The sequence below is a fragment of the Saccharopolyspora spinosa NRRL 18395 genome (assembly GCF_000194155.1).
GTDB lineage: Bacteria > Actinomycetota > Actinomycetes > Mycobacteriales > Pseudonocardiaceae > Saccharopolyspora > Saccharopolyspora spinosa.
On the sequence record NZ_GL877879.1, the window covers coordinates 75205 to 90206 of the forward strand.

Consider the following 15002-nt stretch of genomic DNA (forward strand, 5'->3'; position numbering starts at 1 on the left):
GATGACGAGGATCCAGTCTCGTGGGAGGCGTCCGACGGTGTTGGCGAGCGGGATGTTGCTGGCGATCTGGATCTGTTGCGTGCTGAAGAGCTGGCGGCAAGGGTGCGCGAGGCGGGTTTGGAGGGCGCGCCGGATGTGCGGCGCACTGCCTCGCCGCCGGCACGTGGTGTTGAGGATGTGTCGTCGTCTGTTGGGGGTGTCGGGCAGCGCGAACCGGTGGGGAATGGGTCCTCGGAGCGGGAATCGGGAGAGGGGTATCCGGGTGAGTCGCAGCCTGGGCCGTCGACGGTCCAGGCCACCGCCCACCAGGGGTCGGCTGCGGGTGATGTGGCCGCCTCCGGGCAGCAGGATGCTGATGCGGGAACGGAGAAGCAGGTTCAGCGGCCTGGGGTAGATAAGGAGCGGTTGAAGGAGTGGGTTGTGCGGGCCCAAGAGGAGGGAGGGGCTAAGACGGCTACGGCAGGAATGGAATGGGCGCGTGGACAGGGGTTTGGGTTTGATACCAGTGCTTGGCGGGATGCGTGGCGTGCTGCGACTGGGAAGGGAGGCCGAGGTGGCGAGGTTGCAGTTGGCTGCTGCGGAGCTGGTGAGTCCGCTGTTGTTCGCTCCGCAGTTTGTGGGTGTGAAGCCGCCGGAGCGGGTGGCGTTTGATCTGGTGGTGGATCAGGTTGCGGTCACGCTCCATCAAGCCTCGCGAGACGGTCTGTCCGAACTGGAGGCCGTTGAGGCTGGGCGGGAGCGTGCTGAAGAGCTGGCGGCAAGGGTGCGCGAGGCGGGTTTGGAGGGCGCGCCGGATATGCGGCGCACTGCCTCGCCGCCGGTGCATAAGTTTTCGTACTGACAACGTTTCGAGGAGAAGGAAATGACCACACCTGACCAGAAAGCAGACGTAAAGGCCGCGCTGCACGAGGTGCTTTTACGACAGGCCGGATTCGCACCGGACGAGTTGGTCACGCAGGCTCGTGTCTGGCTCGCAGACGACCGGTTCGACGAGGTTGCCCGCGCGGTAGCATCCACCGCCGCGCGCTACGTCCTGCCGCTCACCGAGGAGGATCTGGGCGTGCTCGCGACCGTCTTTGAGGCGGAGGGGGCATCGCTGGACGTCCTGGAAAGCATCGAACCCATGATCGACGATCCGCCGCTGGTGTGGCAGTTCAGCGCCGAACCGCCGGATTCCGTTGACTCCACCGACGATTCCGCCGTGGCGGCACTGATCGAGATCCTCGATGAAGAACCGGCCGCGCACGGAATGTGGCGTGCATGGCGAATGTCCCCGGATGGCGCGCCGTACCCACCGCCGCGAGCTGTCTACGTCGTCGAAGCCGACGATGACGACCTAACCGAGCTCACCGCTCGGCTGCAGAAAGCGCTCGTCGCCGCCGGTGAAGCGGCTCCGCAGGTCGAGGTCACGCCGGTCGTCGGCCCGGTGCCCACGTACCAGCGGGCGGCCCGAGCTTACGGTGCCCTCCTGTGGGCTGCTACCGAGGCGCCGGAAATCACGGTGGCGCGGGTTTTCGACGCGGTGGACCCGGTTTCCGGCCCGAGCTTCGCCCCAGACCACCCCCTGATGAACAATGAAGCCGAACGTGGCCAGATCCTCGACTACCTACGCGCCGGCACTGCCCTAATGATCACGACGGCCACTCTGGACGACGTCGTCGATTCCACCCGTGGAGCGGTCGTTCCAATGAGCTTCCGCACCGACGGCACCTGGATTTGGCCGGACACCGTTGCGTACTACCTGGAACACCACCACCTGGCGCCAGATCCGGACCTGCTGGAGCACATCCGCGACGCTGGCCTACTTCCTCCAGAACTGGACGCGGTGGCCGTACACCGAGCAATGGACGTACTACGCAAACCCCCGGAAACCGAACCAGTCTGGACCCGCTGAGCCGGATCAGACGACGTGAGGGACTCCAGCAAAGTCTGTTGACCACCCTGGATAAAAGACGGGCACGGCTCTTGTTGATCACGTGAATGCTCAGGTTCCGTGATCATGTGAACGAGCCGTGCCCGTTGGTGACACTGCCTGAGCCCATGTTGATGTGGATGCTCACGGCGTCCGCGCCCTGCCGCCGAGCTTCCGCGACGAGATCAACACCCTGTGGCGCGACTGACCGCACCGGAGCTGGAAGCCGGGGTTCGCGGGTTATCGGACCGCCACGGCGTTCAACGGTGTCGCAGTGTTGCAGTGTGCGGAATTCGTTCGACCACGTTTCGTTCTCGCCGGGTAGGCCGTCCGTGCCCCGTTGGACGGGATTCTCCAGGGTATCGCACTGCTACCAGCGGCTGGAAGTCTCTGCTTGTGGCCGAATTTCAGGCTCAGCACGGTGCCATAGCCGGGACTGGCGGCGGCCATGAGCTTCCGCATCCCGGATTAGCTGACCACGTCGTCCTGGTCGGTGAATTGCACGTTGTAGAGGCCCCGCAACCAGGTCGCCGAGACGGCCCGCAACTCGTCGAAGTTCGTGGTGTCCAGATTCTGGTCGACGTTGGCCCCCAGCACGCCGACCGGCTGGGGTGCGGTGACCGGTCTTATCGGGGCGTCGCTCGTCGACGTGCCGCCACCCCCGGGGGAGCGCCTCGCCACACCCACGGCGGCCAGTCCCAGGAACATAGTGGGCGGGCCGAGCATCCGACGACGCGACAGCTCGATGCGCTCGCGGTTGAATGAGTGGGTTGTGCGGGCTCAAGAGGAGGGAGGGGCCAGGACGGCTGAGGCAGGAATGGAATGGGTGCATGGACAGGGGTTTGGGGTTGATAACAGGGTTTGGGGGGATGCGTGGCGTGCTGCGACTGGGAAGGAGAAGCGGGTTCGGCAGCCTGGGGTAGATAAGGCGCGGTTGTACGAGTGGGTTGTGCGGGCTCAAGAGGAGGGAGGGGCCAGGACGGCTATGGCAGGACTGAGATGGGTGCGTGGACAGGGAGTAGGGGTTGTGAAAAAAGTTTGGCTGGAGGCGTGGCGTGGTCGTGGGGTTTTGGATCACTGGTCTGCTGATTTTGCGGATGAGGAGGATCCATTCGTGTGGGAAAGGGGTGTTGCTGAGGGCGATGTCGCCGGCGTTCTGGATGTGTCGCCGGTGACGGCTGAGGCAGGACTGGAATGGGTGCATGAACAAGGGTTCGGAGTTACCAGAATTCTTTGGTCGGATGCGTGGCATGGTCGTGGAGTTTTGGATCACTGGTCTGCCGATTTTGAGGATGACGAGGATCCATTCTCGTGGGAGGGGGTTGACGGTGTTGGTGAGCGGGATGTTGCCGGCGATCTGGATCTGTTGCCCGTGGATTGGGAGAGGTTTGCCGAGTCGGAGGGTTGGCCGGAGGCCGAGGTGGCGAGGTTGCAGTTGGCTGCTGCGGAGCTGGTGAGTCCGCTGTTGTTCGCTCCGCAGTTTGTGGGTGAAAAGCCGCCGGAACGGGTGGCGTTTGATCTGGTGGTGGATCAGGTTGCAGTTACGCTGCATCGAGCCTCGCGAGACGGTCTACCCGACCTGGACGCCGTTGCGGCTGGGCGGACGCGTGCTGAAGAGCTCGCGGCAAGGGTGCGCGAGGCGGGTTTGGAAGGCGCACCGGATTTGCAGTGATATCGGGCGGAGCAGGCCCACAAGTTTTCGTACTGACAACGTTTCGAGGAGAAGGAAATGACCACACCTGACCAGAAAGCAGACGTAAAGGCCGCGCTGCACGAGGTGCTTTTACGACAGGCCGGATTCGCACCGGACGAGTTGGTCACGCAGGCTCGTGTCTGGCTCGCAGACGACCGGTTCGACGAGGTTGCCCGCGCGGTAGCATCCACCGCCGCGCGCTACGTCCTGCCGCTCACCGAGGAGGATCTGGGCGTGCTCGCGACCGTCTTTGAGGCGGAGGGGGCATCGCTGGACGTCCTGGAAAGCATCGAACCCATGATCGACGATCCGCCGCTGGTGTGGCAGTTCAGCGCCGAACCGCCGGATTCCGTTGACTCCACCGACGATTCCGCCGTGGCGGCACTGATCGAGATCCTCGATGAAGAACCGGCCGCGCACGGAATGTGGCGTGCATGGCGAATGTCCCCGGATGGCGCGCCGTACCCACCGCCGCGAGCTGTCTACGTCGTCGAAGCCGACGATGACGACCTAACCGAGCTCACCGCTCGGCTGCAGAAAGCGCTCGTCGCCGCCGGTGAAGCGGCTCCGCAGGTCGAGGTCACGCCGGTCGTCGGCCCGGTGCCCACGTACCAGCGGGCGGCCCGAGCTTACGGTGCCCTCCTGTGGGCTGCTACCGAGGCGCCGGAAATCACGGTGGCGCGGGTTTTCGACGCGGTGGACCCGGTTTCCGGCCCGAGCTTCGCCCCAGACCACCCCCTGATGAACAATGAAGCCGAACGTGGCCAGATCCTCGACTACCTACGCGCCGGCACTGCCCTAATGATCACGACGGCCACTCTGGACGACGTCGTCGATTCCACCCGTGGAGCGGTCGTTCCAATGAGCTTCCGCACCGACGGCACCTGGATTTGGCCGGACACCGTTGCGTACTACCTGGAACACCACCACCTGGCGCCAGATCCGGACCTGCTGGAGCACATCCGCGACGCTGGCCTACTTCCTCCAGAACTGGACGCGGTGGCCGTACACCGAGCAATGGACGTACTACGCAAACCCCCGGAAACCGAACCAGTCTGGACCCGCTGAGCCGGATCAGACGACGTGAGGGACTCCAGCAAAGTCTGTTGACCACCCTGGATAAAAGACGGGCACGGCTCTTGTTGATCACGTGAATGCTCAGGTTCCGTGATCATGTGAACGAGCCGTGCCCGTTGGTGACACTGCCTGAGCCCATGTTGATGTGGATGCTCACGGCGTCCGCGCCCTGCCGCCGAGCTTCCGCGACGAGATCAACACCCTGTGGCGCGACTGACCGCACCGGAGCTGGAAGCCGGGGTTCGCGGGTTATCGGACCGCCACGGCGTTCAACGGTGTCGCAGTGTTGCAGTGTGCGGAATTCGTTCGACCACGTTTCGTTCTCGCCGGGTAGGCCGTCCGTGCCCCGTTGGACGGGATTCTCCAGGGTATCGCACTGCTACCAGCGGCTGGAAGTCTCTGCTTGTGGCCGAATTTCAGGCTCAGCACGGTGCCATAGCCGGGACTGGCGGCGGCCATGAGCTTCCGCATCCCGGATTAGCTGACCACGTCGTCCTGGTCGGTGAATTGCACGTTGTAGAGGCCCCGCAACCAGGTCGCCGAGACGGCCCGCAACTCGTCGAAGTTCGTGGTGTCCAGATTCTGGTCGACGTTGGCCCCCAGCACGCCGACCGGCTGGGGTGCGGTGACCGGTCTTATCGGGGCGTCGCTCGTCGACGTGCCGCCACCCCCGGGGGAGCGCCTCGCCACACCCACGGCGGCCAGTCCCAGGAACATAGTGGGCGGGCCGAGCATCCGACGACGCGACAGCTCGATGCGCTCACCCGGGTACGAGGACGAAACCTGGCCCATCTACACTTCCCATGAAATGAGAACCCGGACTCGCCCAGAAAAATCAACGGCGGCTGAACTCGCACTGAAGATCGGGTCGCATACCTGCCCGTTCGCACGCCCCGTATTGCCCGTTCTCAATCGGATGCAGGTGCGGCCGTGAGGCGCCGACGATTCGATTGGGGGCAGAGACCGTCACCGCCGACCCCGTCGCGAGCGTGACGGAGAGAACGGTACGCTAGAACCGGCGTTGTGCGACTTATTGATGATCTAGCGTATCTGGGTAATTTTGGTTCATGGAGAGAGATCGGTATGGTCGAGGAAAACGAAGCGCACCTGATAGCTGCCGCGCATTCGTACCGGCCCGGTTTCCGCAGCGGCGTGAGCCTCGTTGACGGCTTCGGGGTCGGCATGCTGCTTGCCACGGCCGACACGCTCCCCACACACCCGACGCTGCTAGGTGCCCAAATCCCGACCCGTGGAACCACGTTTTCCAACACGGGCACACTTGTCCATCGACGGTGAAGGCTTCGGCATCCCTTATCGTTATCATCGCACAACACAAAACACGCGCAACGGCCCGCGTTATTGCCGAAAGATCATTAGGGTGATGCAAGGTGGCAATGGTCGGAAATATGTGCCCTTTCGGGCCGACCTTCCCGAAAAGACCGTGGATTAAGGGACGTTTGTACCGCGACTGACCAGCATGGCGACGGCAGTATGGAAGAAGCCCAACTTGGGTGAACCCTACGCACGTTGTGGTTCGTGCAAAAGGTGACGGTGTTAGCGCGGAGGTGTGTTGCGGATGGCTGCGATCGTGGTTGAACGGGCTGGTGCGTCGGTGCTCGTTCGCGCCGGTGGGGCCCGGGACCCTCGCTTGGCGTTCGCGGACAAGGTGGCCGCCGAGGATCACCGCAAGGCAGTCGTCGTGGACCAGGTGGGATACGCGGCGCTGCACGCACACGATTCCCAGGTGCTGACCGACCTCAGCGGCGCGCTGTCGCGTGGCCGCGGCCGTCGCCGGGACAACGTGCGGCTGGTGGCCAGTGGTTCCGGTCGTGCCAACCCCGATGGAACGCCGTCGCTAGCGGCGAGACTGGCCCGGCAGTTGGGCGTCGAAGTGATCGCACCCGACGGTGAACTGGTCATCCTGCGCGGCGGTGAGCTCTTCTCGGCGGGGCCCGGCGCCGGTTGGGTGCGCTACAGGCGCGGGCGAATGGCCAAACGTGACGGGCCCCGATTTCCCGCACCGCCGTGGGAATCCGAGTTACCCGAGGATTTCGCGGAGCAGGCCACCGACCGGACGAGCGTGGTGGCGATCCCGGCAGGTCTGTGGGTGCGGACCGCGAACAACCGCCCGGCCCCGCTGTTCGACAGCGGCTTCGGTGCGCCACCGGATGACCGGCTCCGCATCGTGGTTGGAGCACCGGGCGAAAAAGTTCCGGACGTGGCGGACGTCTCGAGAATCGTAGAATCTTTGCCGAATTCGGTCCGGCACAACTTCGTGCTCACCGTCTACGGGCCCGAGCCGGTGGGACCGGTGCCGTTCGCGCAACAGCTCGCCGCTTACCTGGGTGTCCCAGTACGCGCGAGCCACGGCATGCCGTATTACGCCGAGGCCGGTGCTCGGGGCATGGTCGCGATCAACCGGGCGGGCTACCCAACGTGGCGGCCGTTCCTGCACGAAAGCATGTACCTTCCGCATGGTGCCCCGACACCGTGCAGCGGAGTGGCTCCGGCACCGGGACTGCACGGTGCCGGACCCGGTCGGTACTGGCTCACCGAGGGCTGGCTGGTTGACCTGATCCCATGCGGTTTTCTGGTGCGACCGGCCACCGCCACACCGGAAGCCGTCGCCACTCGGTTGCCGGTAGATCCCGACCACGTGAACCTGATCGTCACCGCGGTCACCAGGGCCGCCGACGAGGTGCCTGCTCGGGCCCTCGCCGCGATCGAGAAGTTCGCCCGCTCCCTGCCGGAAGACGCCAGGCAGCGGCTGCGTCTAGTGGCGTCGCATTGGGTCCACCCCGGTTCTCTCGTGGGCCTGGGTGGGGCACTGCGGGTGCCCATGCACGTCCTGACTCCGGCCGGTCCGCAACCTGATCGGTCCACGTCAGAGAAGGTTGATGTGCCGCAGAAGGCTGCTGTGGCGCAGAAGGCTGCTGTGGCGCAGAAAGCTGCTGTGTCACAGGAGGCTGCTGCTGCAACGATTCGGCTCGACCAGCTCAGCCTGGCAAAGACCGACCGACCCGCCGATCATCAGGTGCCGAGTGGCCCGGAGCTGCCGGCCACGGCGGAGCCCGAAGCGGAATGGAGCACATCCGCGTTGCCCAAGGGCCCGGCTGCCGTTGGCCGGTCCAATGCGGTGGCCGGTGGTCCCGATGCCGCGGCCCCGACTCGGGCCGAGTCACCAGAGGGCGATACCCGCGATGATCGTTCTCCCCGCCAGCCTGCGCACCGTGATCCGGCGCCGGTCACAGTGGACCGTCGTGGCCGGATACGACCGGTCGGAACGAACTGGCAGCGGCGGCGTCGATCCGGACCTGTCACGCCGGACCCCGTAGCATCACAATCACAGCCGCCGAACGAAAGCTCGCGGTTGCCCCCGACCGACGACTCGCCTGTCCCGCCGGCCAGCCTGCCTCCCGTTTCGTCGGTGTCCGGGCTGGCGCTTTCAAGCTCCACTTTTGCGATCCCGCCCGTTGCGCGCTCCGATCACGACGCGCAGCAGGATTCGCAGGCACCGGTGTCGGCGTACGCAGCGGGCGCATCGCCCGCTGATCCCGGTCGGATTGAGCCGCGTCTGGAACGGGACGGAGCCCAGACGCAGGATCTCAGGAACTTTGATGACGGGCCGACCTTGATCCTGCCGATAGCGCCATCGGTCCGCGCTGCATCGACATCGGCCGAGGCGCCTCCGCCGCCGCCCACGACGGAAGCATGGGCGGCACCCGCTGCGCCGCAGGAACCGATGCCGCCGGTCACGCAGGAAAGTGCCGTTGCCGCCCCGGCCAAGAGCGGTGCTGCCGCCCAGGCGGCCCAACCGGGTTCGGACCAGAAGAACGCAACACCCGGACCAGACCTGTCATCTGTGCCGGAGGGGTCGCCCGTACCAGAGCTTTCGTCGGCACCGGAGGTGCAGGCCGAGCCGCATCTGTCGTCCCAACCGGAGCCGGACGCCGTGGACGCTGCGGCGGAGCCCGCGGAGCCGGATGCCGCGCCGGAGCCAGCGGAGCCGGACGCTGTGGCGGAGTCCGCGGAGCCGGACGCTGCGGCGGAGTCCGCGGAGCCGGACGCCGCGCCGGAACCCGCACCAGTGGCCACCCCGCTGCTGCTGGCCGACCACGTCAGCACCGACGAGGAGCGCAGGAAGTTCCGGGCTTCGCTCGGCTGGCGGTTCGACGCAGCGACGCAGATGGTCACACGGATGCTCGCCGAGCGTCCTGGCATGCGCGCGGGTGGCGGAACCGCCGAAGCCCTGACGACGGAGTTGGCGGCCGTCCAGGTTTTCGCCTCGTCCGAGCAGGCCGAAGTCGTGGAGACGATCCGATCCGGCAGCGGCCAGATCGAGCGGTCGTACCTGCACTGCCTGGCCAGCGGCCTGCGGAGGTTGCCGTCACTGCAGGGAGTCGTGGTTCGAGGCGGCCCATCCGACGCCGCAGCGGTCGACGACTACGTGGTGGGAGCCAAGCTGTTGGAGCCCGCCCCGATGGTGGCGAGGGCCGAGCCGGAAGCGGCCGTGCCGGGCGCCGTCGAAGTGCTCATCTGGTCGATCACGTCCCGTCGCCTGGCGGGCCTGGTCGAAGGGGCGCGTCGAACCGACGTCGTGTTCCTGCCTGGCACGGTGTTTGAGGTGGTGGACGTCGACCGGACGGCCGCCAAGCCTCGGGTGTTGCTGGCCGAAGTGCCTCCTGGCTGGGATTCCACCACTGAAAGCGGCGAGCGTCGCGCCAGCCGCATCAGGAAGAAGCTGGAGGCCGCAGCTGCCGTGCGTGACGGCGTTCAAGACGCTGAACCGGATGCCGAGGACGAGGCCAGGTTCGCCGCGTTGCCCGGCATGCCCAGGACTCCTCTCGCCCTGAGTACGGGGAGCGCGTCGTGACCTATGCAGCACCCACGGTGGAGCGGAATGACCTCTACGAACTCCTGTTGCGCCTCACGGGGCGGGTGCCTGATGACGGCCTGGCCATCATGCGAACCTGTCTGGCCGACGGTGAGGACGACCAGGTCGCCGAGCTTCTCGTGACCGCTGTCACGACAAGAGGGCTGGCGCTGGTCCAACACGAGGTGGACGTAATCCGAACGTTGGCCGCCCAGCACGGTGTGCGAACTGCGGAGCTGGAAAAAACAGCCCTCCTGGACGAGTTGCCACCACCTGCGTTCGAGTTCGCCACACCTGCCATCGACCAGGACGGGATGGACCAGCAGGACGCGATCGTGGTCGAGGCCGCGAGCCGGGTTGGCGGGCTGCTCGGGCTGTGGCGCGCCGTTCGCCGATCCAAAGGCAGCGAAGTGCGGCTCTACCTGGGAGAAGCAGAGCCGGACTCGGACGTGGTCGAACTCGCCGCCGAAGCGCAGCACAGCCTGGTGGAATCGGGTGTTGAACCCAGGATCGAGCTGTTCACCGAAGGCACGGAACTCGCTCCCTACCACGAAGCCGCGTTGGAGAAGGCTGAGCTGGTGTGGACGGCGGCGCCTCCACCCCGAATCCACCTCGCGCGCACATTCGACGGTGCGGACCCGGCGCGGGGACCTTACTTCAAGCCCGACCACCCGCGGCTACCGCATGCGGACGTGGCGCGGGCCCTCTCCTTCTTACGGGCCGGAGAGACCGTGCTGAGCAGCACAGCACGGATGGACGACGTGATGCAACCCGGCCAAGCTGCCCCTGTGCCGGTCAGTTTCCGCTCCGACGGCACTTGGATCTGGAGCGACTCGGTGATCTACTACCTGGAGCGCTACCAGCTCTCCCCGGAGCCCGACCTGGTCGACCACGCATTGACGTCGACGCCCCCGCCCTCGGTGCTCAGCCAACTCACTTACCACCACGTCCTCGCCGAACTGTTCGCGCCCGCACCCCAGGAGTCGATGTGGCAGGCAAGCTGATCAACGGTGGCAGCACGAGATCGATGCTGACGGTCTCTGCTACTGGACCTGACTGCTACCGCACCATCGGTGACGCCGTGGCGGCAGCCCGCGCTGGCGACGTCATCTCCATCCAGCCCGGCACATACCGGGAATCGGTGGTCCTGCACCGTGACGTGACGCTATCGGCCGCCGGGCCCGCAGGAGCCGTCCGCATCGAGTCCAGTGTGGAATCCACGATCCAGATGACCGCCGAGTCAGCTGCGCTCTCCGGCGTTGTCGTCGTGCACAGCGGCGCTGAGACGTCGGCGATCGACGTGCCGTCCGGTCGTCTCCGGTTGGACGAGTGCACCGTGGAGGCCGAGTCGGCCGCTGCGGTGTTTGTGCGGGGCCAAGCGGAGGTGCTCGCGCACGCCTGCACTTTCGTCAACCCCGGTGGTGCCGGACTGATCGCCGTGGAACGAGGCGGAGGCAGTTTCGACAAATGCACGTGGCGCGAGATGAAGAACTCCGCTGTGGTGTTCCGCACTGGTGCCACCCCGCTACTCCTGGACTGCACGATCACCGACGTGAACGGAAGTGCTGTGCTGGCGGCCGAACGGTCGCGAGGCACGGTGCGGGACTGCCGCATCGTGCGTGCCGGCAACCCCGCGGTCGTCATCGAAAGCGGCAGCACCCTGCAGGTGACTGGAACCTCCATTGTGGAGACCGATGGTGTCGGCGTGCTGGTGGCTTCCGGTGCCACGCCGCTCATCGAGGACTGCTCGATCGACGACGGGGCGGCACAGGGCATCGTCCTCATGCAGCAGGCCGCGCCGGAGATGCGTCGCGTCCAGGTCAGGCGTCCGGTCGGATACGGCATCCACGTGCTGGAAGGGTCGGCCGGTGCATTCATCGAGTGCGAGGTCAGCGGTGCCAATGACGTCGGCGTGTTCGTCGGTGAGTCGAACACGGAGTTCAGCGAACTGCGTGTCGAAGACAGTGGGGCGACGGGGATCCTGGTTAGCGACTCGGCTAACCCATCGTTTTCAGACATTCAAATCCAGGCATCCGGTGGCTGCGGTTTCGAGGTCCGCGGTGGTGCGTCACCCCGGCTGACCGGCGCGGTGATCGCGGCATCAGCCGCGGACGGAGTTCTGGTGACCGAGCGCGGGCGGCTGTCGGCCGAAGACCTGGCGGTCACTGGCTCCGAGGCAGTGGGTGTGCGGGCCACCGATGGTGCGTACCTCGACTTTCGCGGCGTCACGGTGTCGGGCAGCGCTGAGGTCAACGTCCTGGTCGCCGACAGTGAGGCGACGCTGCATGGATGTGACCTGTCCGGGGCCGGCCAGCAGGGCATGTTGATTTCCAGCAGGTCGTCGGTGGAACTGACCCAGACCCGGGCCGGCACGTCGGAAGGGTCCGGCATCGAATGGGCAGCCGGTACCACCGGCAGCATGTCGCAGTGCGAGGCGTCCGGCAACGGTGGCGACGGCGTCGTGGTCGCCTCCACCGAGCCGATCTCCATTCGGGAATGTCTGTTCGAATCCAATGGCGGTGCCGGCCTGCGCCTCTCGGTGCGTCGGGACAACCTGCAGCTCAGCGGTATCGAGAGCAAGCGGAACAAGGACCCGCAAAGCGACACAACCGGTGGCGACTCGCGATTGTCGGAGCAGCTGAAGCACTCCGGGAGCACCCGCTCGGCCAAGACGTCGGGCAAAACCGCCGAGCAGGAGGGAAAACCACCGGAGTCCGCGTCTCGCAAGTTCGAGGGACCGCTGGGCGGACTGCTCGACGAGCTGAACTCGCTCGTGGGCTTGGCAGACGTCAAGCGGGAAGTGGAGATCCTGACCCGGCTGGAGCAGATGGCCGAACGGCGGGCCGCTGTCGGCCTCCCGATGCCTCCGATGAGCCGGCACCTCGTGTTCACCGGCGCGCCCGGTACCGGTAAAACCACGGTGGCACGGCTCTACGGCAAGATCCTCGCAGAGTTGGGCGTGCTGCGGACCGGGCAGCTCGTCGAGGTGGGCCGCGCCGATCTGGTTGCCAGCATCGTCGGTGGAACGGCCCTGAAAACCACCGAGTGCTTCGAGAAGGCCCTGGGCGGCGTGCTGTTCATCGACGAGGCGTACACGCTGTCGGCGACCAGCGGGGGCGGCGCGGACTTCGGTCGCGAAGCGATCGACACGTTGGTCAAGCTGATGGAGGACCACCGCGACGACATCGTGGTGATCGTGGCCGGATACACCGTGGAAATGCGGAAGTTCCTGGCGTCCAACCCGGGCCTCGGCTCACGGTTCTCCCGCACGATCGAGTTCGCTGACTACTCCTCGCAGGACCTGGTCACGATCGTGGAAGGCCTGTGCCGGGCAAACGACTTCCGGCTGGAGTTCGAGACCCGCGAAGCGGCCCTGAACTACTTCGAGAAGCTGCCGCGCGACGAGACCTTCGGCAACGGTCGCACCGCCCGGAAGGTGTTCGAGGAAATGATCGGGCGGCAGGCCTACCGCCTGGCCGATGTCCCGGAGGCCAACGCGGTCGAAATGACCCGCCTGCTGCCCGAGGACATCGCGCCGCTGCCCGGCAGCGGAATCGGTGCGGGCGCGGCGGCCGCCGACGCCGAGAAGGTCGAGGCACTGCTCAACAAGCTGCAGCAGATGGTCGGACTGGCCGAGGTGAAGTCCGAGGTCAGCAACATGGTCGATCTGCTGGCCTCGGCTGGCCAGCGGCAAGCCGCCGGACTCCCGGTGCCATCGTTGAGCAGGCACCTGATCTTCGGCGGGCCGCCCGGTACGGGTAAGACGACCGTGGCGCGGCTATACGGCGAAATCCTTGCCTCGCTCGGAGTCTTGCAGCGCGGCCAGGTGGTCGAGGTTGGCCGGGCCAACCTGGTAGGCGAGTACGTCGGCCACACCGCGCAGCGCACGACGGATGCATTCGAGCGGGCCCGCGGTGGCGTGCTGTTCATCGACGAGGCGTACACGTTGTCGTCGCAGCGCGGCTCCGGGACCGACTTCGGCCGCGAGGCTATCGACACCCTGGTGAAGCTGATGGAGGACCACCGCGACGAAGTCGTGGTGGTGGCGGCCGGCTACGAGGAGCAGATGGAGGATTTCCTGGCCGCCAACCCAGGACTGTCCTCGCGCTTCTCCCATCGGGTCCGGTTCGCCGACTACACCAACGACGAACTGGTCACGATCGTCACCCAGCACGCGGCGTCGGCGGGCTACGAGTGCACTGGGCCGACGGTGGCGGCCCTGCGCGCCCACTTCGTGGCTGTGCTACGCGGTACGTCGTTCGGCAATGGCCGCTACGCCCGCCAGGTCATGGACGAAGCGGTGACCCGCCACGCGAAACGCCTGCGCCTGACGGTGTCCCCGACGCTGGAGGATCTCTGCGTCCTACTCCCGGAAGACATCCCAGGCCCAGCCGAGGTCGTCGGCACTTAATGTTCCAGCCGCGCTTGGCGATCTCTGCTGGGTGAACTGTTGATCTCGTGGCCGGCGGGATCTTGCGGCGTGGTTGGCCGCACTGGATGTCCTGTCAGGGTGGCGGGCCGGTTTCATCGGGTCGAGCTGCGACGGCGAGCTGCGGCGGCGAGCTGCGGCGGCGAGCTGCGGCGGCGAGCTGTTCCAGCCGCGCTTGGCGATCTCTGCTGGGTGAACTGTTGATCTCGTGGCCGGCGGGATCTTGCGGCGTGGTTGGCCGCACTGGATGTCCTGTCAGGGTGGCGGGCCGGTTTCATCGGGGCGAGCTGCGGCGGCGAGCTGCGGCGGCGAGCTGCGGCGGCGGGCTGGGGCGGCGGGCTGGGGCCTACGTGCGGGGTCTGTTGCCGCCGCTCGCAGGCAAGAACGGTTGGACCCTGGCTGAGGTCGCTGCGACCCGACTCCGGACGGGATGCAGCGGCTGCTGAACGCCGCGACGTGCGATGCCGACGGGTGCGGGTTGCTCTGCGGCCTTATGTGGTACGGAATCTGGTGGATGCCGGTGGTGTTCTGGTCGCTGAGACCGGGCTCTTGAAGAAGGGCACCAAGTCCGCGAGAGTGCAGCGGCAGTACTCGGGCCCGGCCGGACGGGTCGTGAATTGCCAGCTGCGTGTGGTTTTTGGTTATACAGCAAAGGAAACCCGCACACTGATCGAACGCGAGCCGTACTCGCCGAAGTCGTGGATCGCTGATCCGGGCCGTTGCCGAGAGGCGCGCATGCCTGATGAGACGGAGTTCGCGACCAAGCCCGTGCTTGCCCGCGCGATGGTGGCTCGGCGCTGGGACACCCGGGTGCCCGCCCGCTGGTTGACCGCCGACGAATCCCACGGGCAGGACTCGTTATTCCGCACCTGGCTAGTAGGGCTTTGTGTGTGTCCTTAGCGCGGAGAGGAGCTGGTGTAGGCAGGGCTTCTTGATGTGTTGCTGCGTAGGAGATGAAGGAGTGTGCCCCGCGCCCAGAGCGAGCTCACGCAGTGCCGACGGCGGATCGGGATAGCGG

Annotated in this window: 11 protein-coding genes; 9 read left to right on the forward strand and 2 right to left on the reverse strand. The window is 66.2% G+C overall.

The genetic code is table 11. The annotated features are described in order from the left end of the window. The first annotated feature begins 553 nt into the window (after window positions 1-553). Together SSPN_RS0119405 and SSPN_RS0119410 are read left to right on the forward strand one after the other, a co-directional pair. A complete protein-coding gene (locus SSPN_RS0119405) occupies window positions 554-841 on the forward strand; it encodes a hypothetical protein (protein ID WP_148272010.1) in 288 nt (95 codons plus the stop codon). A gap of 21 nt (window positions 842-862) precedes the next feature. After that, window positions 863-1894, forward strand: coding sequence for a hypothetical protein (locus SSPN_RS0119410; RefSeq protein ID WP_010307564.1), 1032 nt, complete (start codon window positions 863-865; stop codon window positions 1892-1894). A gap of 486 nt (window positions 1895-2380) precedes the next feature. Here the strand turns inward: SSPN_RS0119410 and SSPN_RS0119415 are convergent, their stop codons facing one another. After that, window positions 2381-2638, reverse strand: a complete 258-nt coding sequence (locus SSPN_RS0119415; RefSeq protein WP_083821951.1) for a hypothetical protein — start codon at window positions 2636-2638, stop codon at window positions 2381-2383. Window positions 2639-2939: 301 nt separating this feature from the next. On the opposite strand from SSPN_RS0119415, the gene SSPN_RS55035 reads away from it, so the two are divergent. Both SSPN_RS55035 and SSPN_RS0119425 read left to right on the forward strand, forming a co-directional pair. After that, window positions 2940-3584, forward strand: coding sequence for a hypothetical protein (locus tag SSPN_RS55035; RefSeq protein ID WP_148272011.1), 645 nt, complete (start codon window positions 2940-2942; stop codon window positions 3582-3584). Window positions 3585-3641: 57 nt separating this feature from the next. Further along, window positions 3642-4673, forward strand: a complete 1032-nt coding sequence (locus SSPN_RS0119425) for a hypothetical protein (RefSeq protein ID WP_010307564.1) — start codon at window positions 3642-3644, stop codon at window positions 4671-4673. Window positions 4674-5159: 486 nt separating this feature from the next. Here the strand turns inward: SSPN_RS0119425 and SSPN_RS0119430 are convergent, their stop codons facing one another. Beyond that, window positions 5160-5474 (reverse strand): hypothetical protein, encoded by a 315-nt coding sequence (locus SSPN_RS0119430; RefSeq protein WP_010307567.1) that lies wholly within the window; start codon window positions 5472-5474, stop codon window positions 5160-5162. Between the two features lie 291 nt (window positions 5475-5765). Between SSPN_RS0119430 and SSPN_RS60025 the strand changes: the two genes are divergently transcribed. The 5 genes from SSPN_RS60025 (at window position 5766) to SSPN_RS56880 (ending at window position 14884) form a co-directional block, all read left to right on the forward strand. Continuing rightward, window positions 5766-5978: a hypothetical protein gene (locus SSPN_RS60025; protein ID WP_010307568.1), complete on the forward strand. Its 213-nt coding sequence runs from the start codon at window positions 5766-5768 to the stop codon at window positions 5976-5978. 280 nt (window positions 5979-6258) lie between these two features. Next, window positions 6259-9555: a hypothetical protein gene (locus tag SSPN_RS0119440; RefSeq protein WP_010307569.1), complete on the forward strand. Its 3297-nt coding sequence runs from the start codon at window positions 6259-6261 to the stop codon at window positions 9553-9555. Beyond that, complete coding sequence (locus SSPN_RS0119445; protein WP_010307570.1) at window positions 9552-10559, forward strand: hypothetical protein; 1008 nt, start codon at window positions 9552-9554, stop codon at window positions 10557-10559. Before SSPN_RS0119440 ends, SSPN_RS0119445 begins: the two co-directional genes overlap by 4 nt. Continuing rightward, the gene (locus SSPN_RS0119450; RefSeq protein WP_010307571.1) at window positions 10544-13966 is read left to right on the forward strand and encodes a right-handed parallel beta-helix repeat-containing protein; all 3423 of its coding nucleotides are present in this window, start codon (window positions 10544-10546) and stop codon (window positions 13964-13966) included. Before SSPN_RS0119445 ends, SSPN_RS0119450 begins: the two co-directional genes overlap by 16 nt. Before the next feature lie 528 nt (window positions 13967-14494). After that, window positions 14495-14884 carry a transposase gene (locus SSPN_RS56880; protein WP_010307572.1) on the forward strand — a complete coding sequence of 130 codons (390 nt, stop codon included), beginning with the start codon at window positions 14495-14497 and terminating at the stop codon, window positions 14882-14884. Window positions 14885-15002: the final 118 nt, after the last annotated feature.

Bases quoted from the DNA above. Each gene is read 5' to 3' on its own strand.
- SSPN_RS0119410 (WP_010307564.1), top strand. From the start codon at position 863: ATGACCACACCTGACCAGAAAGCAGACGTAAAGGCCGCGCTGCACGAG.
- SSPN_RS0119415 (WP_083821951.1), bottom strand. From the start codon at position 2,638: ATGCTCGGCCCGCCCACTATGTTCCTGGGACTGGCCGCCGTGGGTGTG.
- SSPN_RS0119425 (WP_010307564.1), top strand. From the start codon at position 3,642: ATGACCACACCTGACCAGAAAGCAGACGTAAAGGCCGCGCTGCACGAG.
- SSPN_RS0119430 (WP_010307567.1), bottom strand. From the start codon at position 5,474: ATGGGCCAGGTTTCGTCCTCGTACCCGGGTGAGCGCATCGAGCTGTCG.
- SSPN_RS60025 (WP_010307568.1), top strand. From the start codon at position 5,766: ATGGTCGAGGAAAACGAAGCGCACCTGATAGCTGCCGCGCATTCGTAC.
- SSPN_RS0119440 (WP_010307569.1), top strand. From the start codon at position 6,259: ATGGCTGCGATCGTGGTTGAACGGGCTGGTGCGTCGGTGCTCGTTCGC.